Raw genomic sequence first — 22868 nt, 5'->3', positions numbered from 1 at the left:
GTGAGTATGACAACATTTAATCCATCAACCCCGGGACATGCGCAGACTAAGCGCAGATTCAGCTTGCCCAAAGGCGCGCCCCAAATTTTGGCCCTTGTGTGTCTGTTTTTGATCAACGCGGTCATCGCCGACAACTTCTTCTCCATTCACATTCAAGACGGACGTCTGTTCGGCAGCGTGATCGATATTTTTAATCGCGGAGCGCCTGTCGCGCTGCTTACCATCGGGATGACACTGGTCATCGCCACGGGGGGCATCGATTTGTCGGTTGGCGCTGTGATGGCGATCAGCGGCGCTGTGATGGCCAGTATGGCATCACAAGATTACGCGCCAACCACTATCTTAATTTGTGCGCTGCTCTCTGGGGTCGCCTGTGGTCTATGGAATGGCTTTTTGGTGGCCGTATTTAAAATTCAGCCGATCGTCGCCACGCTGATTTTAATGGTCGCCGGACGTGGTATTGCCCAGCTCATTACTCAAGGGCAAATCGTCACCTTTAATAGCGACACACTGTCGTGGTTTGGTAGTGGTTCATTCTTACTGCTACCAACTCCGGTCATTTTGTTGATCATCGCCACCATCGCGATTTGGTGTTTAACCAAAAAAACGGCGCTCGGGCTATTTATTGAATCTGTCGGTATCAACATTAAAGCCGCGAAAAATGCCGGTATTAACACGCCAGCCATAGTGATGTCAGTTTATGCCCTTAGCGGTCTAATGGCGGCGCTCGCTGGTATTATTGTCGCCGCCGATATCAAAGGCGCCGACGCCAATAATGCAGGTCTTTGGCTCGAGATGGACGCCATTCTGGCGGTCGTCATCGGCGGCACCTCATTGATGGGGGGGCGCTTTAACTTACTGCTCGCGTTAGTCGGTGCGTTCATCATCCAAAGCATCAATACGGGCATTTTGCTCTCTGGCTACCAACCGCAGTGGAACCATATCGTTAAATCCGTGGTGGTACTGCTTGTACTGGTCATGCAATCTCCCGCAGTCATTCAAATGTTCAAGAGGAAAATGAATCATGATTAAGCGTAACTTTCCTCTGTTTATCACCATCTGTGTGTTTCTTATTGGCTACGTGTTTTGCATGTTGGAATTCCCTGCCTTTATGACCACACGCGTGATCTGTAACATACTCACCGATAATGCGTTTTTGGGCATACTCGCGGTAGGGATGACCTTTGTGATTCTCTCCGGAGGTATTGACCTGTCGGTCGGCTCGGTGGTGGCGTTCACTGGCGTGTTTATGGCGAAGATGATTGGTGACTGGCACATTGCTCCGTTGATGGCGATGCTGATTGTGCTGCTCATGGGGATGCTGTTTGGCGGCTTTATGGGTTGGATTATCGATACCTTAAAAATTCCAGCCTTTATCGTAACGCTGGCTGGCATGTTCTTTTTACGCGGTGCCAGCTTTTTAATTTCCGAGCAATCCATTCCGATTCAACATCCCATGTTTAAAGAGTTGTCACGTACCGCTTGGCATATTTGGGGAGGCGGCCGCCTGAGCCTTATGGCGGTGATCATGCTGGTAATTGTCACACTAGGCATTTTACTTGCCCACCGAACCCGTTTTGGCAATAACGTTTACGCCGTCGGCGGTAATGCCACCTCGGCTGGATTAATGGGGGTTCCCGTTCGCCGAACAACCATTGGCATTTACATGCTGTCAACGTTTTTGGCGACCTGCGCAGGAATCGTTTTCTCGATTTACACCTCTGCGGGCTATCCATTAGCAGGCATTGGGGTTGAGCTCGATGCGATTGCCGCCGTGGTGATTGGTGGAACTCTGCTTTCTGGTGGTGTCGGTACGGTATTTGGTTCCCTGTTTGGAGTGCTGATTCAGGGGTTGATTCAAACCTACATCACCTTTGATGGCACATTGAGCTCTTGGTGGACAAAAATCATCGTCGGCATTTTGCTGTTTGGTTTTATCGGTTTACAACGTTTGCTGCTGGTCATGAGCGAACGGCGTAAACAAGTTGCCAGCACCAGCATGATGAAATCAGTTCCCAGCTAAATAAATACCATAACTATGCGCAAAGGCTTCCGATTGGGAGCCTTTTTTATTCTTAACTTTCTCTTTGCCCTGCCATCCCCGACGCCATGCGACATCTGTCTTTGAATGTGGATCACACGTTGAGTCCGACCAAAAATGATACTTGGATCCAAAACCTAACTGACTGTTTATGTGGAAAAAAGTGACTATATATTTGTTCTCGAACCCAAATCACACTCCATACAATATGTTGTTTAATCTTGATCTTTAAAAGCCGCATAGTAGTGGCGAACACCATAAAACTTACAACGTTCACGGACAAAAGAATTCATCAGTTATGGCAAAGAAAACTCATCCGCTGGATCGGATCATCATTCAATTGTTGCAGTTTCAAGGATTGATCAAGAAAGAGGCTGAAGCGCAGATTCAATCTGAGGTTTATCAGCTTAATCATTCTGAAATCGTTCAAGTAAAACAGTATGCTCAACACTTTGGTGAAGGTGCCAAAGAGCGATTGATCGAAGAGCTACTGGAACAGCGCCGCGAAGCGTTGTTCCATAAAGTACAAAATCAGCTCAACAATCCGCTATTGCACATGGGTGGAGCCACAGCTGCGCAACTCGCACTAGGCTAAACACTCAAACGCAATCCCCATTGGGTGGCGCGGAATCTTCTTCTCCCCCTTTCTTTGAAGATTCCGTCCCCCAATTCTTTTCGCCGATCTCCAAATATGCGCTCGACACCGCTTTCGGTTAAGCGTGGCATTTGGCCTCATTTTCGGTACAATCGCCGCTCAGAACATCACGACTTCAACGCCCATGCCGCATCAAGACCCACGTTTTCATTCGTTCGCCAGCGATATTCGCTCGATAGAACTTCCGAGCCAGTTTACTTTTCCGTTTTATTATCAGCCTCATTCGCTTTGCAAACTGGCGGCGTCGCAGCTTCAGCAGCATTTACTCACTCAAACCGAGTGGCGGCATGATTTTGGTATCGAGGGGCAGAGTCAAAGTCGTGAAAAAACCGACGCAGTCGGTAAAATGTTTGGAGTACTAGTGGTACAGAGCCCCGAAGGGGAAATCGGTTATCTGGCTGGATTTTCTGGCAAAATCGCTGAGCAAAACCTGCTACCCGGTTTTGTGCCTCCGGTATTTGATATGCTGGCAAAAGACAGCTTTTTTCATGCAGAGCTGGCGCAAATTACTGAACTCAATAGCCATGTGACCACGCTCAGCCACGATGATGAATTTATTCGCCTACAGCAGCAATTGGCGCAGTTAGAGTCAGACTACCAACAACACGAAGCGCAGCAGCGCCAGCATATGATTGCTGCGCGCGCCGAACGTAAGCAGCAGCGCATCAATGCAGAGCAAACTCTAGAAGGCGACGCGCTAAAACACGCGCTCGATGCACTCGCCAAAGCCAGTGTCGCCGACAAAAATACCCTCAAATACTTAAAGCTCGAATGGGAAGAAAAAATTGCCCAAGTCAACCAGCACGTTGCGCGCATCCAGCGCAAGCTTGAGCAGTTAAAAACCAAACGTAAGCAACTCTCTCATCAATTACAAAAAAAACTGTTCGACCAATATCAATTTTTAAATCAGCGCGGCGAGCAATTGGGGTTAAACCAAATCTTTCAGCAAACGGGGCTGGAGGTTCCGCCCGCCGGAGCCGGTGAATGCGCCGCGCCAAAACTGCTGCAATACGCCTATTTGCATGGTTATCATCCACTGGCGATGGCCGAGTTTTGGTGGGGCGTATCGCCAAAATCTGAAATTCGTAAGCATGGTCAGTTCTACCCATCATGCCATAGCAAGTGTCAGCCGATCTTAACTCATATGCTCAAGGGGCTAGAGGTGGAACCCAACCCACTGGAGCAAAACTGGGCTGAAGATAAACCGCTGACGATTGTTTACCAAGATGAGGCAATGGTGGTGGTAAACAAGCCCTCAGGACTGCTTTCAGTCCCGGGAAAAACCATCAAAGATTCGGCTTATACTCGGCTACAACAACAATTTCCCGATGTCGAAGGTCCGTTTGTGATTCACCGCCTAGATATGGCTACCTCAGGCTTACTGGTGTTTGCACTCACCAAGCGCGCCAATAAGAGTTTACAAAAACAATTCATCAGTCGCGAAGTCAAAAAGCGCTATGTTGCACTTCTCTGCGGTGAAGTTCCCGCGCCGCAGGGCCAAATTGACTTGCCTATGCGGGGTGATCCCGATGACAGGCCCCGCCAATTGGTGTGTTTCGAACATGGAAAACCGGCGCGTACCGAGTGGCAAGAGATCGTCACTACCCATGGGCAAAGTAAAGTTTATCTGTATCCGCATACCGGACGGACGCATCAGCTGCGTGTGCACTGCGCGCACCATCTTGGGCTCAACTTAGCCATGGTCGGTGACGGCTTATACGGAACACGTGCCGATCGCCTGCATCTGCATGCCGAAACACTCGAATTTGCCCACCCCTACACCAAGCAGCCAATGGTGTTTCAAGCGGACGCCGAGTTCTAACCACCGCATCGTCTCACTGATGCAAAACCGAGAATGGTGGTCATACCAATACTTCATTTTTGAAAAATTACTGTGAGCGAATAGCGCTGAAATCTCATTGCCCGGTTTTCAGCGCTGGCATAGACTGAGCCAATGGATACGCTCATAATTTTTAAGTTTTACTTACTTCACGGCTTAGCCCTTTTCGCTATCTCCTTTGCGATTTTTTTCAGGAAGCTTCATATCAGCCGCATCGCAATTGCCGAGGTGCTACCCTACTTCGCGCTATTTTGTTTATTACGCGGCGCGCATGAATGGTTTGAGCTTTACACCGTGATGTACGTACACCAAACCGCACAAACCCTGACGCTGGAAACCATTCATACCATTGAATTAGGGCTTTCCATGGCGGCATTAGCCATATTCTGTTGGAAGATGTTACCACTGACTCAGTGGCCTGGAGTACGCTTCTTGCGTCGCGGTATGTTGTTGCTGATTTGTCTATTTTTGATTGGTGCCGCTTACCACTTCAACACTTTAGATTACTTCGAGTATCTGCATAATGTCGCGCTGCACATGCGCTGGATTTTTGGATTAGTCTGCGGCTTACTGGCCAGTTTTGCCTTGGCAGACTATGCCTATTCACTCGCCCGCCAAGGCTATGGTAAAGCACTGCCATTTAAATTGGTGGGGTTTGCCTTGATGATTTATGTCATCAGCATCGGCGGACTCTCCTCTGAGATGACCCCGTCGGTTATCGCGATTCGCATGGTATGTGCGGTGTTACTGCTTGCGGCGACGTGGTTTGCGCTGCGTGTCTTTGATGAAGAGCACGACAATTTAATCGAAGAAGCACTGCAACTCTCATTGCAAAACCAAAAGTTGAAAGAGTTAGGTGAACTGACTTCTGCGATTGCTCATGAAATCAAAACGCCACTCAGCAGCGCACTCATGAGCTGCGATATTCTGAGCCACCAAGTGCAACATGAACCAGAAAGCAAAGAAAAACAGACAACAGAACGCCAACTTGAGCGTATTCGTCACGGGCTCTCACGCGCCGCTCAGATCAGCCAAGAAGTCCTAAATTACGCCCATCAAAATCCCCTTAAACGCGATACCGTTGTGGTTGCCGAGGTTATTAAATCTGCGATATCGCTGAATCACTTTCGCTTAAATGACTTTACCGTCGAAACCCATCTCGCACCTGAACTGCGTATCGATGGCGATGCCGGACAGCTCGAGCAGATGCTGACCAACTTAATTGGCAACGCCATTGATGCTAGCCATACCACGAAATACCTTGCCATCTTCTCCTATCAACGCAAGAAAAATGCGGTGATTGAAATTGTTGATCGCGCTGGCGGCGTCACTAATCAAGTATTGGAGAAAATGACTCAGCCCTTTTTCACCACCAAAGCGGTGGGTGAAGGGACAGGTATGGGACTGGCAATCTGCAAAAAGATTGTTCTACAACATGGCGGCGAGATGAAAATGAAGAATAATCCTCATGGATTAACGGTAGAAGTCCAGTTGCCGAGGAAACGGTCATGAATTTAAAATTATTGCTTGCTGAAGATGATCAACAATTACGTGAAGTGCTGGTCGAAGCCCTAACGCTCGAATCCTTCGAGGTTACGGCCTGCCACTGTGCGGAAGATGCATTGGATGCCGCGTCTCAGCAGCATTTTGATTTGGCACTCTTTGATGTGGTGATGTCCGGGATTACGGGCATTGATGCTTTAACGTCCCTGCGCCGTTTGCAACCCAATATCGGCATCGTCATTACCACCGCATTTGCGACCGTCGATTTGGCTGTCGATGCGATGAAAAAAGGCGCTGATGAGTTTTTAACCAAGCCCTTTAACTTGCCATCGCTGTCTGTCACCTTAAAACGTGTTCATGCCGAACACGCCCCGCGGGTGATGATGGATGACGAAGATCGAGACGTGATTTTTAGCTCACTCTCCAACCCGATTCGGCGCACGGTGGTCAAACAACTTAAGGTTCACCATAAGCTCAAATTTATGGATTTGTGCCGTGTCGTCGGTATTGAAGATCACACTAAATTTAATTTCCATCTCAAACATCTCGTCAACAGTAAACTGGTCGAGAAAGAAGAAGGTCGTGTGTATTCACTGACTGAGCGCGGCTTGCAAGTTTACGCCAATATGTTGCAGTAATCCGTTGGCATTTATGCCATGTCAGTTGTGTTGAAGCTGGCATGATATAAATGCCAATCGACCGTCAATTTAGACAATAAAAAACCACCGCTTAGGTGGTTTTTTGGCTTAACAATCATAGTGGTATTAGCGACGTGTTTTCATACTCAATTCAAACGCTTTCAACTGAGCTAACGCTTTGTTGAGCTCCAATTGCGCCTGAGCAAAACTGAAGTTATCGTCATAATGACGAATGTTTTCTTCCGCCGCTTTTCTCGCCGCTTCCGCGCGCGAACTGTCGATGTCTTTACCATGCAAAGCCGTATCGGCCAGTACTGTCACTACATCAGATTGCACTTCGACCAACCCACCGGAGACATAAAGAATCTCTTCCGGTTTTTGCAAGTCACCCTGAATACGGGCCACCCCTGGTTTCAGCTTGCTGATTAGCGGGGAGTGACCCGGACGAATGCCGAGTTCTCCATCTGCGCCAGCAACGGCAATGGCATGCGCCGGGCCGGAATACAACGTTCCCTCAGCACTGACGACGTTCAACTGGAACGTATTTTGTGAAACCCCTATTGCCATGATGCCTCCTGCGCGTTACAGCGTTTTCGCTTTTTCAAGCACTTGTTCGATGGTGCCACAGTACAAGAATGCCTGTTCAGGAATATCATCGTACTTGCCATCAAGCAGGTCTTTAAAGCCAACAATGGTATCTTTTAGTGACACGAACACACCAGGTTGACCGGTAAAGACTTCCGCCACGTGGTAAGGCTGAGTAAGGAAACGCTCCACTTTACGTGCACGAGACACCAAGCGTTTGTCCTCTTCTGACAACTCATCCATCCCCAAGATAGCGATAATATCTTTCAGCTCTTTATAACGCTGCAGCGTCATTTGCACTTGCTGTGCGACATCGTAATGCTCTTGGCCAACAATTTGTGGGTCAAGCTGACGTGATGTTGAATCGAGCGGGTCAATCGCAGGATACAAACCCAATGCCGCGATGTTACGCGATAGTACAACCGTTGCATCCAAGTGCGCGAACGTGGTCGCGGGTGACGGGTCAGTTAAGTCATCCGCAGGCACATAGACCGCTTGGATAGACGTGATCGAACCCGACTTAGTGGATGTGATACGCTCTTGCAGTACGCCCATTTCTTCAGCCAATGTAGGCTGATAACCTACCGCTGATGGCATACGGCCAAGCAGTGCTGAAACTTCGGTCCCCGCTAGGGTATAACGATAAATATTGTCAACAAACAATAGTACGTCACGGCCTTCATCACGGAAGCGCTCAGCAATCGTCAAACCTGTCAACGCCACACGTAGACGGTTACCCGGTGGCTCGTTCATCTGACCATAAACCATCGCGACTTTATCAAGCACGCCCGCATCTTTCATTTCGTAGTAGAAGTCGTTACCCTCACGAGTTCGTTCCCCTACACCGGTAAATACAGAAAGCCCCGAGTGCGCTTTTGCGATGTTGTTGATAAGCTCCATCATGTTGACGGTTTTACCAACACCGGCACCGCCGAACAGACCGATTTTACCCCCTTTGGCAAACGGGCAAATCAAGTCGATGACTTTCACCCCCGTCTCCAAAAGTTCAGTACTGTTGGATTGATCTTCATAGCTTGGCGCAGCACGGTGAATCTCATAAGATGTTTTTTCACCGATAGGACCGCATTCATCGATCGGGTCACCCAGCACGTTCATGATCCGTCCCAGGGTTTCTTCGCCCACAGGAACAGTAATTGGGTGGCCTGTTGATTCAACGCTCAAACCGCGTTTTAGACCATCAGACGTACCCATGGCGATACAACGTACCACACCGCCACCAAGTTGCTGCTGCACTTCTAACATCAATGTGCTGCCGTCAGTTTCTGTCACCTTTAAGGCATCGTAGACTTTCGGACCTTGGTTTTGTTCGAACTCAACGTCGACCACCGCACCGATGACTTTGACAATTTTGCCAATACTCATAATTAAAACCTCAAATTCTCTCTTTAAACCGCTTGCGCACCCGAAACAATTTCACTCAATTCTTGAGTGATGGCCGCCTGACGAGCTTTGTTATAAACAAGCTGTAGATCTTCGATCAGTTGTCCGGCGTTATCGGTAGCGGCTTGCATTGCCACCATTCGCGCGGCTTGTTCACAGGCGATGCTCTCTACGACACCTTGATACACCAGCGATTCAACGTAACGCTGGATTAAGTGGTCAAGTATGTCTCTAGGCGCTTGCTCGTAGATGTAGTCCCAACGAACGTCTTTATCACGTTCAATATCTTCTTTCGGGAACGGTAACATCTGAATCACACGCGGTTGTTGCACCATGGTGTTGACGAACTGGTTACACACTAAGTACAGGCGGTCAATGCTGCCATCTGCATAGTGCTCCATCATCGCATTCACGGTACCGAGTAGATCTTCAACTCGTGGCTTGTCGCCTAAACCAGATGTTTGTGCAATCACTTTGCCGAATGAACGGAAAAAGCTAATGGCTTTTGAGCCAATCAAAGTGGTATCCACCTCAACGCCTTTGTCCTGCCACTCTTGCATGTCAACCATCACCTTCTTGAACAAGTTACTGTTCAAACCACCACATAAGCCGCGGTCAGAAGAGATGATGATGTAAGCCACTCGTTTAATTTCACGTTCTTGCAGTAAGGGATGGCTGTATTCCAGCGTCCCTGACGAAACGTGACCGATCACCTTACGCATATTACGGGCGTAAGGGCGAGAGGCCTCCATATTGTCCTGCACTTTGCGCATTTTGCTGGCGGCGACCATTTGCATTGCACTGGTGATTTTCTGCGTGTTGGCCACGCTGGCAATCTTGGTGCGAATCTCTTTGGTATTTGCCATAACGGACTCCTACTAATGACGCGAGTGATTGCGTTACGAATGCACAGCGACGAATTTTTCTAGCAAGCTTTGCAATTCGCGCTCTGTCTCCTCGGTGTAATCGCCCGTTTGGTTGATGGTGTCTAATAGCGGTTTCGCGTTCTGACGAGCGTAAGACAACAAGTCATCTTCGAACTTAGAGATATCACTCAACTCAACATTAGTCAGGAACCCTTTCTCGGCAGAGAAAATCGCTAATGCTTGTTCGGCAACCGTCATCGGCGTGTACTGCTTTTGCTTCATCAGCTCAGTCACTTTCTCACCGTGATCAAGCTGACGACGTGTTGCTTCATCAAGGTCAGATGAGAACTGCGCAAATGCCGCAAGTTCGCGGTACTGAGCCAGTGCGGTACGAATACCACCAGACAGTTTCTTAATGATCTTCGTTTGCGCAGCACCGCCCACACGAGATACCGAGATACCTGGGTCAACCGCCGGACGTAAACCAGAGTTGAATAGCTGGGTTTGCAAGAAGATCTGACCATCAGTGATAGAGATAACGTTGGTCGGAACGAACGCTGACACGTCACCGGCTTGAGTTTCGATGATTGGCAATGCAGTCAAAGAACCGGTTTTGCCTTTCACTTCACCGTTGGTAAAGCGCTCCACATAGTCTTCGTTCACACGCGCTGCACGTTCAAGTAAACGTGAGTGCAAGTAGAAAACATCCCCCGGGAAGGCTTCGCGGCCTGGTGGGCGTTTTAACAGCAACGAAATTTGACGATAAGCAACGGCTTGTTTTGACAGGTCATCATACACAATCAAGGCGTCTTCACCGCGGTCACGGAAATATTCGCCCATGGTACAACCGGCATATGGCGCAAGGTATTGCAGCGCAGCCGCTTCCGATGCTGACGCCACCACCACGATGGTGTTATCCAGCGCGCCGTGCTCTTCCAGTTTACGAACCACGTTGGCAATGGTAGAGGCTTTTTGACCTATAGCCACGTAGATGGCTTTTACGCCTAACGATTTTTGGTTGATGATGGCATCAATCGCCAGAGCGGTTTTACCCGTTTGACGGTCACCGATGATCAGCTCACGTTGACCACGGCCGATTGGCACCATTGAGTCAACCGCTTTGTATCCGGTTTGGATAGGCTCGTCCACCGATTTACGGTCGATTACGCCCGGTGCGATTACTTCGACTGGGTCCATTTGGACATAATCGATCGCGCCTTTACCATCAATAGGTTGACCCAAGGTATTGACCACACGGCCTAAAAGACCAGGGCCGACAGGCACTTCCAAAATACGGCCAGTGCCTTTAACCTTCATACCTTCAGACAAGTCAGCGTATGGGCCCATGACCACCGCGCCGACAGAGTGGCGCTCTAAGTTTAGCGCTAGGGCAAAACGGTTGTCAGGCAGTTCAAGCATCTCACCTTGCATCACGTCAGCTAAGCCATGAATGGTAATGATACCGTCACTTACCGATACGATCGTACCTTCATTTCGCGCTTCAGATTGAAGGTCAAAATTGACGATACGCTCTCTGATTAGTTCACTAATTTCATTAGAATTTAATTGCATTTCTATACCCCATTAAACATGCAGGTTGGTGGCGAGTCGTTCAATATTGGCTTGAATACTGCCGTCGTAGACGGTTTCACCCGCTTTAATTACCACACCACCTACAAGGGATGGATCCAGCTGCTGCTCCAGTGTGACTGCTTTACCGTGTTTGCGTTGTAACGCCTCGATAAGCTGTGCTTTCTGCGCCTCATCAAGTGGCTCAGATGCCCACACTGTCACTGTCATCACTTGCTCGTAGTCCGCTTTCAATTGGCGGAACTGATCGATTACGTCACTCAGCGCGATTAAACGTTGATTTTCCGCCATCACTTTAAGGAAATTCTCAAAGTACTTGTCGAGCCATTCGCCACTGGCGGAGAGGATCAAATCAAGTAGCGGTTGCTCAGAGCTCTCTTCATCGAGTTCACTCATTAGCAGCTGCGTTTTAGGCTGCTGCATAACAAGCTCGATAATGTCAAACATCTGCTGCCAGTCCTCTAAGCTGCCTGCGTCCTTGGCATAATCAAACGCTGCTTTGGCATAAGGTTGAGCGACTTCAGTCAATTCAGACATGCACGCCCCCTTAAATTTCACTGATGAATTTGTTCACCAGCTCGCGGTTTGATGCACTGTCTAAGTTATGACGAATCAATTTGCTGGCACTTTCAATTACAAGGTCAGCCATCTCTTCTTTCAGCTCTTGACGAATGCGATTGCGCTCATTGTCGACGTTTGCTTTGCCTTCTTCGATGATGCGCGCTTTTTCTTGGTTGGCCAGTTCCACTGCATCAGCAACCATTTGGTCCTGACGCTGTTTTCCTTGCTCGATTAGGGCCTGAGCTTTTTGACGCGCTTCCTTGATGATTTGCTCACCATTGGCTTGCGCTAACGACAATTCTTTTGCCGCTTTTTCAGTATGTTCAAGGCCTTGCGCAATTTCAGCTCGGCGCTCGTCGAGAAGTTTTACGAGTGGTGGCCAGACGTATTTCATGCATAGCCAAACGAAAATCACAAACGAGATTGCTTGGCCTAACATTGAAGCATTTATGTTCATAGCACCCTCACATCTATAACGTGTTGAAAATTATGTATTCGAATTACGCTACAGCGAAGATGATGTACAAACCGATACCAACACCGATCATAGGTACCGCATCCACAAGACCCATCATGATGAAGAACTGAGTACGCAACATTGGGGTTAAATCAGGCTGACGTGCTACACCCTCAAGGTATTTACCCGCAAGATTACCGATACCTGAAGCAGCACCTGCCGCACCAAGACCGATCAGTAGTGCACCTGCTACGTATAGAACTGCGCTAACGATATCCATAACAACTCCTAAAAATACAAATTAAATCAAAGTATTAAGTTAAAAAATTAATGATGTTCTTCCACAGCCATACCGAGATAAACCACGGTCAATACCATAAAGATAAAGGCTTGAAGAATAACGATTAGAATATGGAACAATGCCCATGGAACACTCAGTGCCCACTGCATCCACCACGGCATTAATGCAATAAGGATGAAAATCATCTCGCCTGCATACATATTTCCAAAGAGTCGAAGACCAAGTGAAATTGGTTTAGAAATAAGCGTTACAAGTTCTAAAACAAAGTTCACAGGATATAAGAATGGAGAATCAAAAGGCTGCGTTGTAAGCTCTTTAATAAAACCCATTACCCCTTTAGTTTTTAACGTATACCCAATCACTAAAATAAATACGCCCAAAGCCATAGACATGGTGACGTTTACGTCAGCGGATGGTAAATCGCGGAAATGACCAATACCCATCATTTTTGTTAAAGCCGGTACGAGGTCGATTGGCAATAAATCAATTGAGTTCATTAACAACACCCAGACGAATATTGTCAGTGCTAATGGACCTATTAATTTATCCTTAGATTGAAATATTTCTTTGACGAGATCATCGACAAATTCAAATATAAGTTCAATTAAGCATTGGAATCGACCAGGGACACCTTTTGTTCCTTTACTCACCGCCAAACGGAAAGCCAGAATAAAAATGATCCCGAACAGCCACACCATAATCATGGAGTCGACATTGATTCCGAACCAGCCTTCGCCAGCAGTGAGAAAGGTCAGATGGTGCTCGATATACTCATGAGCAGTTACGACATTTTCCATTTAAGCCTTCCTTTCATCCTGGTCCTTAAAGAGCGGCGTAAAGAAGTGCCCAAACATGGTCAAACTAAACGCAATAAGTACCACAATGTTACGCAGAGCCATGAATCTAAAGGTCAATATAAACAAAATAATTGTGTATATCAGTTTGATATTTCTACTTAAATTCATTAAATCTCGTAGACTCTCCGTGGGTTTCATCTTCGACTTCATAGAGGCAAACAACATGCCCGCCATCGATGGGATGATGGCGATAACCACTCCCGTCACAGCAGACTCAACGCCAACCACACCTCCAGAGAAAAGCTCAAAAAGTACAAACACTAAACCAATAACCAGTTGAGTGATTAGAATCCTTTTTCCCGCCAACATGATCGAGTCACTAGTGCTGCTTGCTTCCATAAAGTCACCTTGAGTTTCAATTTCTAAATGCGAGTTGAGAAATTAATTTCACAACAAAAATCTTCTCTGAGATAAAATCTCTTATTGTGATAAGAAAAATTCACAGAATAATTTCGGTCATGATAAATAATATTCACGACTGACATTTAGAGAAGATAAAAATATTTTTATCTGAAAACGTTTTGAAATATACACCCAGAAATAATCTTTCCGAAATCGGAAAACTTGAAAATTATCATTCCATTTTTGATAGGGTTATTTATTTGTATTTTTTTAATGCCATCTATAAAGTGGACGTTAGTCTTTATCAGCATTAAGACTAAAAGCTCAGTCACAGGGACGTGGACTCACCTTTCAAGGAATGAAAGTTTACCTACTTAAGAGTCCAATAATTTAATAAAGGATTTATTAAATTAAAAAATTGAATGAAATTATCATTTTCAGGTTTCTTTAATATATTTAAGCGACCTGACATTCCCTCGTTAAACTAATTAACAATTAAAAGTTTCATCTATTAAATAATTGTAAAAAATTTATCATTATTTATTTGCTGTATTTTTTTGGTGCAGTGAAGATTATTTAAGCGATTTTGGTCATTGATGAGCGCCGACTGTCTGTGGTCAATGTTTAAGGTGATGGCGCTCACAAAGCGCTAAAACACTACATTTTTTGAGGTTTTTGCAGATTTTTTTGAATCATTCGCTCGCTGTATTTATCGCTAACAATTCTCGTGCCAACTTATTTACGACAGGCCATTCTGTTGGTTAAATCGTTAACTCCACAACGATTCTTCACAACTATGTTAATGAATCGTTAATCACCCCACTACAAAGTAACACATCCTTAACGTGCCCATATGCGACGTGGGCTAGCGCCAAATTTGCGATAAGTATTCCAAATCAAATACAAGGAAACAGATCACCCCTTGAACTATCAAAAATGCAATCTAAGATTGCATTTTCATTGCGTGAGGTTCGTTAACGATCTAAGCATAATTGCAGGATTGTAACATCGCCTTTTCAAGTGTAACAATTTGACCATATAGAAATCAGGGTTTTTAACTGATTCTCCACTCTAGCGGGTTTGTTGTTATCGAAAATACGGTATTACATAAGCTCAACACATACATATTCTAATGACGATAACGACCACGGTTTAGCTGGCGATTGTGTTTTACATTAGCAATTGTACAACTGGACGTGGCCCAAAAAGACATCGAGAAAGTTAATGGAAGCCTCAAGATATAAAAGCATCTTGTCGAGGGCTAGTCTGGCTTTTGCCGTTCTTTTGCTCTCAGGATGCGATTCTGCATTGCTTAATCCGAAAGGCGCTATTGGTGTTCAAGAAAAAGAGTTGATTATCACATCACTACTGCTGATGCTCATTGTAGTTATCCCTGTGATTCTGATGACACTTTATTTCTCGTTTAAATACCGAGCGTCCAATACGGATGAAGAGTATGCGCCTGATTGGTCGCACTCCACTAAAATCGAGGTGATCGTTTGGACTATTCCAATCATCATTATTGCGATTTTGGGTACCATCACTTGGCACTCGACTCACGAGTTGGAACCTTCCAAGCCGTTAGTCAGTGAAGTGGAACCAATGACCATCGAAGTAGTCTCTCTCGACTGGAAATGGTTATTCATCTATCCAGAACAGAAGATTGCGACAGTGAACTACGTTGCATTCCCTAAAGATGTACCGATTCAGTTTAAACTGACTTCTGACAACATCATGAACTCCTTCTTTATTCCTCGTTTAGGTAGTCAGATTTACGCAATGCCAGGCATGGTGACGCGTCTTCACCTAATCGCGAACCACGAAGGTGACTTCAAAGGAATCGCAGCGAGCTACAGCGGCGAAGGTTTCTCGCACATGAAGTTCACTGCCAAGGCGCTGCCTGACCAAGACAGCTTTGATAACTGGGTCAACATGGTGAAAGCCAGCCCGGATACCCTTTCAGACCTTGCTGCTTATAAATCACTGGCTGAGCCATCTATCGATGCGCCTGTGACGTATTATTCAAAAGTCGTTCCTGAGCTGTTTACCAACGTGGTAACGCAATATCCAGGTTCAATGAATGCGAGCTTTGACGCAGCCTGCCTAGTCTCAGAGGAAGGATAATTCTATGTTCGGTAGATTAACTCTCGAATCGATTCCATATCATGAGCCAATTATCATGATCACCCTCTCGGTGATCGCGATTGTGGGTATTGCTATCGTAGCGATGATCACAAAAGCAGGTAAGTGGCAGTATTTATGGACCGAGTGGTTTACTTCAGTAGACCATAAAAAATTGGGCTTCATGTACATCATTGTTGCAATGATCATGTTGCTTCGTGGCTTTGCAGACGCCGTTATGATGCGTAGTCAACAGCTGCTCTCTTCAGCCGGTGAAGCGGGTTACTTACCGCAGCACCACTACGACCAAATCTTTACCGCCCACGGCGTGATTATGATTTTCTTTGTGGCGATGCCTTTGGTTATCGGCCTAATGAACATCATCGTTCCGCTACAGATCGGTGCGCGTGACGTTGCTTTCCCATACTTGAACAACTTGAGCTTCTGGCTGTTTGTTGCTGGTGTGATTCTAACCAATATGTCGTTAGGTCTGGGTGAGTTCGGTCGTACAGGTTGGCTTGCTTATCCGCCACTGTCTGGTATTGATGCCAGCCCAGGGGTCGGGGTCGATTATTGGATTTGGGCACTGCAGATATCGGGTGTCGGTACAACGCTAACGGGTGTGAACTTCTTTGTGACCATCTTCCGTATGCGTGCGCCAAGCATGCCGATGATGAAAATGCCAGTGTTCACTTGGGCATCTCTGTGTGCCAACATTTTGATCATCATTTCATTCCCAATTCTAACCGTAACCATCGCCCTGCTGACGCTTGATAGATATCTTGGTATGCACTTCTTTACCAATGATATGGGCGGCAACATGATGATGTACGTCAACTTGATTTGGGCCTGGGGCCACCCAGAAGTGTACATTCTGATTCTACCAATCTTTGGTGTGTTCTCAGAAGTGACCGCAACCTACTCACGTAAGAAACTATTTGGTTACACCTCACTGGTGTGGGCAACCATCGTTATTACTGTGCTCGCGTTCGTTGTTTGGCTACACCACTTCTTTACGATGGGTTCTGGTGCCAACGTCAATGCCTTCTTTGGTATTGCCACCATGATTATCTCGATACCGACCGGTGTTAAGATTTTCAACTGGCTATTTACTATGTACAAAGGCCGTATTCGCTTTACGACACCAATGCTTTGGACAGTCGGCTTCCTGATCACGTTCAGTGTCGGTGGTATGACGGGCGTATTGATGGCCGTTCCAGGTGCGGACTTCGTACTGCACAACTCAGTATTCCTGATTGCACACTTCCATAACGTTATCATTGGTGGCGTGGTGTTTGGTTGTTTTGCGGCGATCACTTACTGGTTCCCGAAAGCGACAGGTTTCACGCTTAACGAAACTTGGGGCAAACGTGCGTTCTTCTGCTGGATTGTGGGCTTCCTTATGGCCTTCTTACCGCTTTACGCACTGGGCTTTATGGGTATGACACGTCGTATCAGCCAAAACCTTGATCCACAATTCTTCCCACTGCTTGCGGTTGCAGCAGCAGGTACTGCCGTGATTGCTCTGGGCGTATTGTGTCAAGTGATTCAGTTCTACGTGAGCTTCCGTGACCGCGCGCAAAACCGCGATGTGACCGGTGACCCGTGGGATGGTCGTACGCTTGAGTGGGCGACTTCGTCACCACCGCCGTTCTACAACTTCGCAAAAATTCCAAAAGCCGATGAATTGGATGCGTTCTGGTACCAAAAAGAACGTGGCGAATTTAAGCCAATGGAAGAAGAAGAATACGAACCAATCCACATGCCGAAAAACACCCCAACGGGTATGTATGTTTCAGCGTGGGCAACCATCTTTGGTTTTGCCATGATCTGGTATGTTTGGTGGCTCGCAGCAATCAGCTTTGTTGCCATCATCGTGACTTCTATCCGTCACAGCTACAACGACGACGTGGATTACTACGTTACCGTTGAAGAGATCAAAGCGATCGAAGCGGAGCGTCGTGCTCAACTGGCTGAAGCGGAAAAAGCGTCTGGCAAACAGACAGACAGCGAAGATGATATGGAGGCGAACTATGCACGCTGATACTCACGCTCACGATCATCATCATGATACTGGCGCGAACAAGCTGTTCGGCTTCTGGATCTACCTGATGAGTGACTGTATTTTGTTCGCAACTTTGTTTGCGACCTATGCAGTACTTTCTGGCGCTACCGCTGGCGGCCCAATTGGTAAAGACATCTTCGAAATTCCATTCGTCTTTGTCGAAACCATGTTGCTGCTATTTAGTAGTATTACTTTCGGCTTTGGCATGATTGCAATGAAGCGCAAAGATCTTCCAGCGATGAAACGCTGGATGATCGTGACCTTCTTACTGGGTCTAGGCTTCATTGGCATGGAAATCTACGAGTTCCATCATCTGATTGAAGCTGGACACGGTCCACAGCGCAGTGCGTTCCTATCAGCGTTCTTTACGCTGGTCGGCACTCACGGTCTGCACGTAACCTTTGGTCTTATCTGGCTTGCCGTTGCTTATCAGCAACTGAACAGCAAAGGCCTAACGGAAACCATGCAAACCCGTTTCCAATGCCTAAGCTTGTTCTGGCACTTCCTTGATATCGTTTGGATTTGTGTCTTCACCATTGTTTACTTGTTAGGAGTGATGTAATGAGTTATCAACATTCAGACACTGAAAACACTGGTGCTCGTGATTATGTGAAAGGCTTTGTCCTTTCACTTATCCTGACCGTCATTCCGTTCTACTTTGCTTATACGCAAAGCCTACCGGAAACCACAACCTACGCGATTCTGTTCGGTTGTGCGATTGTTCAGGTGATTGTGCACTTTACTTACTTCCTACACATGGAAGTGAAATCAGAGCAAGGCCAATGGAACATGGTGTCCTTGGTATTTAGTGCCATCGTTGTGCTTATTTTGATTGCGGGTTCCCTCTGGATCATGTGGAACTTGCACGAAAATATGATGTTGTAGGTGCAAAATGCTGAAAAGCTACCTGTCTATTACGAAACCGGGCATTATTTTCGGCAATCTGATTTCAGCCGCTGCGGGGTTCTTCCTCGCAGCGAAGTCTGAAGCAGTAAGCTGGGAACTGATGCTACCGACGCTTGCAGGCGTAGCGCTTGTGATTGCGTCGGGTTGCGTGGTGAATAATATTTTCGACCGCGATATCGATATGAAAATGGCGCGTACAGCCAAACGTGAAATGGTGGTCGGTTCGATCAGCGTGGATCATGCGTTTGTATACGCTCTGGTGTTACTGGTTCTTGGGACCGGGCTTTTATATCAACAGGTCAACCCACTTGCCACGGTCGTGGTACTGTTGGGATATATCTTTTACGTGTTCTTTTACACCATGTGGTACAAACGTACTTCGGTGTATGGCACCTTGATTGGAAGCATCTCTGGCGCAGTCCCTCCTTTAGTCGGGTACTTGGCGGTCACGAACTACATCAACATCGATGCCGTATTGCTGTTTGTGCTGTTTTGTCTTTGGCAAATGCCGCACTCTTATGCGATCGCAATGTTCCGTATGCAGGATTACCGTGAAGCAGGCATTCCTGTATTGCCGGTAAAAGAAGGCATCAGCAAAGCACACCGACATATGAAAGCCTATGTGGTGGCCTTCGCGGTCGTTGGCTTAGCGCTGTTCTTCCTAGGACAAGCTAGCTATACGTATCTCGCCGTGTCATCACTGGTCAGTTTCTACTGGCTAAAAGTGACTTTCCGTTCGGTAACCTATGACAACTACGAGACCTGGGCCAAATCCGTGTTCAAGATCTCGCTCGTTGCAGTGATGAGCATTAGCGGCGTACTCGGCTTTGAGTTACTGCCGTTTGCTATCTGAATTTAAGAATCTGGTGCACAGTTCAGAGCTGTTGTTGACATTGCGGTCGCCTAATTCCGCGATGTTAACGGAATTCCGACACTCTGTTCTGATGCACCGACTTATTCTTCCCGCCTAAAACGTTAACCCTAACGCTTTTAATTGCTCTCGAGCTTGCTGGGCATGCTCAAAGACAATCCCCTGCATTCCAACTTGCTGAGCCCCTACGATGTTTTTCTGTGCGTCATCCAGAAACACACAGCATGCTGGGTCTAAATCGTAACGTTCAAATAGAGTGGTAAAGATTTGAGCGCCAGGTTTAACGCAGCCTTCTTCCGCTGACACAATCGCTCCGTCAAACAACGGCCAAAACGTATACTGTTGCTTTAGAAACGTGACAATGTCATGCAGATTATCAGTTAGCGCATAAACACCATAGCCCGCTTTTTTGATATCTTGAACGAGCTCAACCGACCCATATAACGGGCATTGAGTACGTTTAACGTAGTAGAACAGAATCTCCATTTGTTGCTCAGAAACCCCAAGCATATAAGCAAATTGTTGTCCCGCTTCCTGCTCGGTCACCAAGCCACGATTTAACTTGTCCCAGAGATCACTGTGAAAAATGTCCTGCGACCATGTGTCAACATCAACATCATCACCAAATGTGAGTCGTAGAATCTCGTGTGGAGACCACCGCACCAGCACATTGCCAATATCAAAAATCACATTACGAATCATCATTGTTCTCCTTTCAGTAGGGCTTACCACGTTAATGCTTTATGGGTGAGAATTCAGCCTATCATTTTGCTTTTATTGATATTGTCTTATATTCAACCAACAAGCCTACGCTTAATGTTCAACCGTCATACACGCCCCACTAGACGACTGGTCTAATTTTATTTATAGTGGCCACTATGAACAGCAAAACTCACGATACTCGACACCATATCCTCGATGTAGGATACCAACTGGTAGTGCAAAAAGGCTTTACCAGCGTGGGCTTGTCAGAGTTACTCAAAACCGCCGATGTGCCTAAAGGCTCTTTTTATCACTACTTCAAGTCAAAAGAGCAATTTGGTGAGGCACTGATTGAAGACTATTTCATGCGTTATCGTCAGCGCATTCATGAGATCTTTTCTGAGCAATCGCAAAATGCCTATCAGCGCCTGATGACTTATTTTCAACATTGGCTCTCGGTTGATGACGATACTTGCAACGCCAACCGCTGTTTGATTGTAAAGTTGAGCGCAGAAGTGTCTGATTTATCAGAGCCGATGCGCCTTGCTTTGGCTAAAGGTTCAAAACGCATCATCGAGACGGTGGCGAACATCATTGAACAAGGCCAACAAGATGGCTCCATTTTGGTGACCAACAGCCACGAAGCCGCACTCGATATCTATCATATGTGGATAGGCGCGAGTGTACTCAATAAGCTGTTCCATGACCAAAACGGATTAACACGCTGCTTGGCGTATACCGAGCAACGCTTAAAACAGCCTTAAGTCGCGGATTTAACACGGCATCAAGGCTGACACCTAAGTCGAAACGCTGTAGCTTAAAAGCCACAGCTCTTTTTTCACTCAAAACTAGACGACTGGTCTAATGAAGGTAATTATCATGACAACACAAGAGCAAAATCGACGAATCGTACTCGCTTCTCGTCCTGTTGGCGCCCCAACCGAAGACGACTTTCGATTAGAAGCAGTCAGCAAACCATCACCTAAAGAAGGTGAGGTGTTGTTACATACTGAATACCTATCGCTTGACCCATACATGCGTGGTCGCATGAGTGATGCGAAATCTTACGCTGATCCGGTCGAAGTGAACGATGTGATGGTCGGTGGGACTGTCGCTCGCGTTGTCGAATCAAACCACGCTGATTTCGAAGTGGGTGAATGGGTTCTTTCATTCTCAGGTTGGCAAGACTACGCTATCTCAAATGGTGAAGGTTTACTGAAACTTGGCAAAAACCCAGAAAATCCATCTTACGCACTCGGCGTCATGGGTATGCCTGGCTTTACCGCCTACATGGGCTTACTGGATATCGGCCAACCGAAAGCGGGTGAAACCGTGGTCGTTGCGGCAGCAACAGGCGCGGTGGGTTCTATGGTCGGTCAGATTGCTAAAATTAAAGGTTGTAAAGTGGTGGGTATCGCTGGTGGCGAAGAAAAATGCCGCTATGCCAAAGACGTGTTAGGCTTTGATGACTGTATCGACCATCGTGCTGCCGATCTCAATGAACAGTTAGCCAGTGCTTGTGACCAAGGTATTGATGTGTACTTTGAAAACGTTGGCGGTAAAGTATTTGATGCTGTGATGCCTCTGCTCAACACAAGCGCCCGCATTCCATTGTGTGGTCTAATTTCTCAGTACAACAACACCGGACTGCCAGAAGGTCCTGACCGTATGTCACTGCTGATGGGGCAACTTCTGATTAAGCGCATTAAAATGCAAGGCTTTATCATCTTTGATGATTATGCTCACCGCTATAACGAATTCGCTGAAGATATGACACAATGGTTACAAGCAGGAAAGATCCAATACCGTGAGCATTTGGTACAAGGATTAGAAAACGCACCACAAGCCTTCATGGGCTTATTAGAAGGTAAAAACTTCGGTAAGTTGGTGGTTAAAACTCAATAAGGAATTCGCATGATTAAACTTCACCACCTCAATCAATCACGCTCAAAGCGCATCATTTGGCTACTTGAAGAACTTGGTCTTGAATACCAAATTGTGCCCTATAAGCGCGACAGTGTGACGTTTTTGGCACCGCCTGAGCTAAAGAATATCCATCCACTTGGCAAATCCCCAGTGATTGAAGATGGTGAAAAAGTCATTGCGGAATCTGGCACGATTACCGAGTACCTTATCGAACGCTATGGGTCCGGCTCACTGGCGCCAGCGCGCGACAGTGATGCCTATGTTGACTACCTTCAATGGCTTCACTTCGCAGAAAGCTCGGCAATGCTCCCTCTGCTTCTTAAGATGTTTGTCTCCAAAGATGGGGCGAAAACCAATTTCTTAGGAGACTACGCAAACGCAGAATGTGTCAAAGTGCTAGGGTATTTTGATGCTTGCTTGGAAGGCAAAACCTATCTGGTTGAAGAGCGCTTAACCGGCGCAGATATCTTGATGTCTTTTGTCGTCGAGATTGTCGCACGCTTTGGGCTGATTGAACGTTTTCCAAATATTCAGCGCTATGCAAGCACGCTGGAAGGGCATGAAAAGCATCGTGCGGCTGAACAGCTGGAACGCCTTTACGGCTAAATAATAAAACACAGCCACTGAATATTCAGTGGCT

The 22868-nt window shown here is 46.7% G+C and carries 24 protein-coding genes; 14 read left to right on the top strand and 10 right to left on the bottom strand.

The window, feature by feature from the left end; all coding sequences use genetic code 11:
* Window positions 1-6: 6 nt before the first annotated feature.
* The 6 genes from ytfT (at window position 7) to M1D72_RS00570 (ending at window position 6677) form a co-directional block, all read left to right on the top strand.
* Window positions 7-1032, top strand: coding sequence for a galactofuranose ABC transporter, ATP-binding protein YtfT (gene ytfT, locus M1D72_RS00595; protein WP_456295145.1), 1026 nt, complete (start codon window positions 7-9; stop codon window positions 1030-1032).
* Entirely contained in the window at window positions 1025-2023 is a 999-nt protein-coding gene (gene yjfF, locus M1D72_RS00590) for a galactofuranose ABC transporter, permease protein YjfF (protein WP_390192860.1), read from the top strand. The genes ytfT and yjfF overlap by 8 nt, the downstream gene beginning before the upstream one ends.
* 316 nt (window positions 2024-2339) lie before the next feature.
* Window positions 2340-2636, top strand: coding sequence for a hypothetical protein (locus M1D72_RS00585; RefSeq protein ID WP_390192859.1), 297 nt, complete (start codon window positions 2340-2342; stop codon window positions 2634-2636).
* A 184-nt stretch (window positions 2637-2820) separates the two neighbouring features.
* Window positions 2821-4518, top strand: a complete 1698-nt coding sequence (locus tag M1D72_RS00580) for a pseudouridine synthase (RefSeq protein WP_456295620.1) — start codon at window positions 2821-2823, stop codon at window positions 4516-4518.
* Window positions 4519-4650: 132 nt separating this feature from the next.
* Entirely contained in the window at window positions 4651-6048 is a 1398-nt protein-coding gene (locus M1D72_RS00575) for a sensor histidine kinase (protein WP_456295144.1), read from the top strand.
* Window positions 6045-6677, top strand: coding sequence for a response regulator (locus tag M1D72_RS00570; RefSeq protein ID WP_390192855.1), 633 nt, complete (start codon window positions 6045-6047; stop codon window positions 6675-6677). The genes M1D72_RS00575 and M1D72_RS00570 overlap by 4 nt, the downstream gene beginning before the upstream one ends.
* Before the next feature lie 126 nt (window positions 6678-6803).
* On the opposite strand, the gene M1D72_RS00565 is transcribed toward M1D72_RS00570, so the two are convergent.
* From M1D72_RS00565 to M1D72_RS00525, 9 genes are read right to left on the bottom strand one after another with little or no spacing between them, the layout of a single operon-like run.
* Window positions 6804-7244 (bottom strand): F0F1 ATP synthase subunit epsilon, encoded by a 441-nt coding sequence (locus M1D72_RS00565; protein WP_390192853.1) that lies wholly within the window; start codon window positions 7242-7244, stop codon window positions 6804-6806.
* Between the two features lie 15 nt (window positions 7245-7259).
* Entirely contained in the window at window positions 7260-8645 is a 1386-nt protein-coding gene (gene atpD / locus M1D72_RS00560; protein WP_390192852.1) for a F0F1 ATP synthase subunit beta, read from the bottom strand.
* 23 nt (window positions 8646-8668) lie between these two features.
* A complete protein-coding gene (gene atpG, locus M1D72_RS00555; protein WP_390192851.1) occupies window positions 8669-9529 on the bottom strand; it encodes a F0F1 ATP synthase subunit gamma in 861 nt (286 codons plus the stop codon).
* Window positions 9530-9562: 33 nt separating this feature from the next.
* On the bottom strand, window positions 9563-11101 hold the full coding sequence (gene atpA, locus M1D72_RS00550) for a F0F1 ATP synthase subunit alpha (RefSeq protein WP_456295143.1): 1539 nt from the start codon (window positions 11099-11101) through the stop codon (window positions 9563-9565).
* A 12-nt stretch (window positions 11102-11113) separates the two neighbouring features.
* Complete coding sequence (locus M1D72_RS00545; protein ID WP_456295142.1) at window positions 11114-11656, bottom strand: F0F1 ATP synthase subunit delta; 543 nt, start codon at window positions 11654-11656, stop codon at window positions 11114-11116.
* Between the two features lie 10 nt (window positions 11657-11666).
* Window positions 11667-12137: a F0F1 ATP synthase subunit B gene (locus M1D72_RS00540; RefSeq protein ID WP_390192844.1), complete on the bottom strand. Its 471-nt coding sequence runs from the start codon at window positions 12135-12137 to the stop codon at window positions 11667-11669.
* Window positions 12138-12180: 43 nt separating this feature from the next.
* Window positions 12181-12417: a F0F1 ATP synthase subunit C gene (gene atpE, locus M1D72_RS00535; RefSeq protein WP_004730405.1), complete on the bottom strand. Its 237-nt coding sequence runs from the start codon at window positions 12415-12417 to the stop codon at window positions 12181-12183.
* 47 nt (window positions 12418-12464) lie between these two features.
* A complete protein-coding gene (gene atpB, locus M1D72_RS00530; RefSeq protein WP_390192809.1) occupies window positions 12465-13235 on the bottom strand; it encodes a F0F1 ATP synthase subunit A in 771 nt (256 codons plus the stop codon).
* Window positions 13236-13634: an ATP synthase subunit I gene (locus tag M1D72_RS00525; protein ID WP_390192807.1), complete on the bottom strand. Its 399-nt coding sequence runs from the start codon at window positions 13632-13634 to the stop codon at window positions 13236-13238.
* Between the two features lie 1227 nt (window positions 13635-14861).
* Here M1D72_RS00525 and cyoA point away from each other — a divergent pair.
* From cyoA to cyoE, 5 genes are read left to right on the top strand one after another with little or no spacing between them, the layout of a single operon-like run.
* The gene (gene cyoA / locus M1D72_RS00520) at window positions 14862-15761 is read left to right on the top strand and encodes a ubiquinol oxidase subunit II (protein WP_390192804.1); all 900 of its coding nucleotides are present in this window, start codon (window positions 14862-14864) and stop codon (window positions 15759-15761) included.
* A gap of 4 nt (window positions 15762-15765) precedes the next feature.
* Window positions 15766-17802, top strand: coding sequence for a cytochrome o ubiquinol oxidase subunit I (cyoB, locus tag M1D72_RS00515; RefSeq protein ID WP_390192802.1), 2037 nt, complete (start codon window positions 15766-15768; stop codon window positions 17800-17802).
* Complete coding sequence (cyoC, locus tag M1D72_RS00510) at window positions 17792-18385, top strand: cytochrome o ubiquinol oxidase subunit III (protein WP_456295141.1); 594 nt, start codon at window positions 17792-17794, stop codon at window positions 18383-18385. Before cyoB ends, cyoC begins: the two co-directional genes overlap by 11 nt.
* Entirely contained in the window at window positions 18385-18708 is a 324-nt protein-coding gene (gene cyoD / locus M1D72_RS00505; RefSeq protein WP_390192797.1) for a cytochrome o ubiquinol oxidase subunit IV, read from the top strand. Before cyoC ends, cyoD begins: the two co-directional genes overlap by 1 nt.
* Before the next feature lie 7 nt (window positions 18709-18715).
* Entirely contained in the window at window positions 18716-19582 is an 867-nt protein-coding gene (gene cyoE, locus M1D72_RS00500) for a heme o synthase (RefSeq protein ID WP_390192795.1), read from the top strand.
* 114 nt (window positions 19583-19696) lie between these two features.
* Here the strand turns inward: cyoE and M1D72_RS00495 are convergent, their stop codons facing one another.
* The gene (locus M1D72_RS00495; RefSeq protein WP_456295140.1) at window positions 19697-20305 is read right to left on the bottom strand and encodes an HAD family hydrolase; all 609 of its coding nucleotides are present in this window, start codon (window positions 20303-20305) and stop codon (window positions 19697-19699) included.
* A 173-nt stretch (window positions 20306-20478) separates the two neighbouring features.
* On the opposite strand from M1D72_RS00495, the gene M1D72_RS00490 reads away from it, so the two are divergent.
* From M1D72_RS00490 to M1D72_RS00480, 3 genes are all read left to right on the top strand, one after another.
* A complete protein-coding gene (locus M1D72_RS00490; protein WP_456295139.1) occupies window positions 20479-21066 on the top strand; it encodes a TetR/AcrR family transcriptional regulator in 588 nt (195 codons plus the stop codon).
* Between the two features lie 115 nt (window positions 21067-21181).
* Window positions 21182-22207, top strand: coding sequence for an NADP-dependent oxidoreductase (locus tag M1D72_RS00485; RefSeq protein WP_456295138.1), 1026 nt, complete (start codon window positions 21182-21184; stop codon window positions 22205-22207).
* A 9-nt stretch (window positions 22208-22216) separates the two neighbouring features.
* Window positions 22217-22834, top strand: a complete 618-nt coding sequence (locus M1D72_RS00480; RefSeq protein ID WP_456295137.1) for a glutathione S-transferase family protein — start codon at window positions 22217-22219, stop codon at window positions 22832-22834.
* Window positions 22835-22868 lie beyond the last annotated feature (34 nt).

Source organism: Vibrio sp. AK197 (genome assembly GCF_053903115.1).
This window is presented reverse-complemented; position numbering and strand designations above follow the sequence as displayed.

Coding starts and splice junctions, on each gene's coding strand:
- ytfT (WP_456295145.1), top strand. CDS start 7: ATGACAACATTTAATCCATCAACCCCGGGACATGCGCAGACTAAGCGC.
- yjfF (WP_390192860.1), top strand. CDS start 1,025: ATGATTAAGCGTAACTTTCCTCTGTTTATCACCATCTGTGTGTTTCTT.
- M1D72_RS00585 (WP_390192859.1), top strand. CDS start 2,340: ATGGCAAAGAAAACTCATCCGCTGGATCGGATCATCATTCAATTGTTG.
- M1D72_RS00580 (WP_456295620.1), top strand. CDS start 2,821: ATGCCGCATCAAGACCCACGTTTTCATTCGTTCGCCAGCGATATTCGC.
- M1D72_RS00575 (WP_456295144.1), top strand. CDS start 4,651: ATGGATACGCTCATAATTTTTAAGTTTTACTTACTTCACGGCTTAGCC.
- M1D72_RS00570 (WP_390192855.1), top strand. CDS start 6,045: ATGAATTTAAAATTATTGCTTGCTGAAGATGATCAACAATTACGTGAA.
- M1D72_RS00565 (WP_390192853.1), bottom strand. CDS start 7,244: ATGGCAATAGGGGTTTCACAAAATACGTTCCAGTTGAACGTCGTCAGT.
- atpD (WP_390192852.1), bottom strand. CDS start 8,645: ATGAGTATTGGCAAAATTGTCAAAGTCATCGGTGCGGTGGTCGACGTT.
- atpG (WP_390192851.1), bottom strand. CDS start 9,529: ATGGCAAATACCAAAGAGATTCGCACCAAGATTGCCAGCGTGGCCAAC.
- atpA (WP_456295143.1), bottom strand. CDS start 11,101: ATGCAATTAAATTCTAATGAAATTAGTGAACTAATCAGAGAGCGTATC.
- M1D72_RS00545 (WP_456295142.1), bottom strand. CDS start 11,656: ATGTCTGAATTGACTGAAGTCGCTCAACCTTATGCCAAAGCAGCGTTT.
- M1D72_RS00540 (WP_390192844.1), bottom strand. CDS start 12,137: ATGAACATAAATGCTTCAATGTTAGGCCAAGCAATCTCGTTTGTGATT.
- atpE (WP_004730405.1), bottom strand. CDS start 12,417: ATGGATATCGTTAGCGCAGTTCTATACGTAGCAGGTGCACTACTGATC.
- atpB (WP_390192809.1), bottom strand. CDS start 13,235: ATGGAAAATGTCGTAACTGCTCATGAGTATATCGAGCACCATCTGACC.
- M1D72_RS00525 (WP_390192807.1), bottom strand. CDS start 13,634: ATGGAAGCAAGCAGCACTAGTGACTCGATCATGTTGGCGGGAAAAAGG.
- cyoA (WP_390192804.1), top strand. CDS start 14,862: ATGGAAGCCTCAAGATATAAAAGCATCTTGTCGAGGGCTAGTCTGGCT.
- cyoB (WP_390192802.1), top strand. CDS start 15,766: ATGTTCGGTAGATTAACTCTCGAATCGATTCCATATCATGAGCCAATT.
- cyoC (WP_456295141.1), top strand. CDS start 17,792: ATGCACGCTGATACTCACGCTCACGATCATCATCATGATACTGGCGCG.
- cyoD (WP_390192797.1), top strand. CDS start 18,385: ATGAGTTATCAACATTCAGACACTGAAAACACTGGTGCTCGTGATTAT.
- cyoE (WP_390192795.1), top strand. CDS start 18,716: ATGCTGAAAAGCTACCTGTCTATTACGAAACCGGGCATTATTTTCGGC.
- M1D72_RS00495 (WP_456295140.1), bottom strand. CDS start 20,305: ATGATGATTCGTAATGTGATTTTTGATATTGGCAATGTGCTGGTGCGG.
- M1D72_RS00490 (WP_456295139.1), top strand. CDS start 20,479: ATGAACAGCAAAACTCACGATACTCGACACCATATCCTCGATGTAGGA.
- M1D72_RS00485 (WP_456295138.1), top strand. CDS start 21,182: ATGACAACACAAGAGCAAAATCGACGAATCGTACTCGCTTCTCGTCCT.
- M1D72_RS00480 (WP_456295137.1), top strand. CDS start 22,217: ATGATTAAACTTCACCACCTCAATCAATCACGCTCAAAGCGCATCATT.